Source organism: Moorena sp. SIO3I6 (assembly GCF_010672095.1).
Genome location: NZ_JAAHHU010001645.1, coordinates 1 through 1,103, shown reverse-complemented (window position 1 = coordinate 1,103; position 1,103 = coordinate 1). Strand labels below are relative to the sequence as shown.

General features: G+C 39.8%; 2 protein-coding genes. Both read right to left on the bottom strand.

Annotation, left to right across the window (positions count from 1 at the left end):
- On the bottom strand, positions 1-206 hold a 206-nt coding region (locus tag F6K49_RS51975; protein WP_293110854.1), incomplete at its 3' end, for a hypothetical protein.
- 80 nt (positions 207-286) lie between these two features.
- Positions 287-643 carry an acyl carrier protein gene (locus F6K49_RS51970; RefSeq protein ID WP_293110852.1) on the bottom strand — a complete coding sequence of 119 codons (357 nt, stop codon included), beginning with the start codon at positions 641-643 and terminating at the stop codon, positions 287-289.
- Positions 644-1,103 lie beyond the last annotated feature (460 nt).

Genomic DNA, 1,103 nt, shown 5'->3' with positions numbered 1-1,103 from the left:
TCCGAAAGTTCTGGGTCACTCCAATAAAAATCGCGATTAACCTGATAGTTAAAGTTTTTACCTAGCTCCTCTATTTTCTCGGTATAGTCAGACTTAACATTATTATTAAAGGTTCTTTCAATCAATGTCAAATGCTTCTGATTATTTTTGTCCTCCAGGTTTGAAGCTTGACTATTTCTGGTTTGATTTGATACAGTTTTTATCACTTTTTTTTCCCGGTGAGTGCAATTAACAACTTTGATGATGTTTATAGTGAAACTGAATCAATGGGAAGATTTAATCCCATTTAAGCCTCTCCTTTGAGTTCATTGGCTAAATGCTGCGCCAGAGATTCAACACTTGGGTAATCGTAAAGAAGGGTAGGAGCGAGTTCCTGCTTTAACCATTCCTCTAAGTCCCCCGTGATTCCAACAGCTGCACTTGAATCCAAACCATAGTCATTAAAGTCTAAGGTAATATCCACCTCATCGGGTTCGATTTCTAACATTTCAGCCAGATAGGAGACTAACCAAGCTTGAATTGTTGCTGCAGTTATAGGTTCTTGAGGAGGAGCTATGTGACCATTGTCAGTGCTACTTACTGAAGTATTACTTACTGAATCTATTATTGGCATCTCGGCAACTTCTATATTTTGATTTTCCATTGTTTAAAAATCCTCGATAATTATTGCTACAATTGACATCAAATGTTCAATTTTGGGAGATAGCCTTAGCTTCTATCATTCCTGTTGTTGGAACTTTAACCTCCCAGACCAAGTCAGCCAATTCACTAGTGCGGATTTAACAGTAAGCTAAGTTAATACTGAGAAGCAATAACAATTGCCAACCCCAATCCCATCACTCTTAATCGTTATTTTTGGCTTCGGTTTCTGCGTGGAATCCGCCATCGATTCTACTGGTGTTGTGGGATCTAAATGCATCGACATAGGTCTTTCTCAGATTCTGCTGAATTTAATACATCCAAAGTTCCATCTGAGATGCGGCAAGGGGACTCCCGTTATACCCGGCACGGGTTAGCGGGAGGGGAATTGCCGCGCTTCTAGTAAACTACCCGATAGGGTATCCTTATTTTCAAGATTGATATTCATAGCCGTCAGCCTTGTG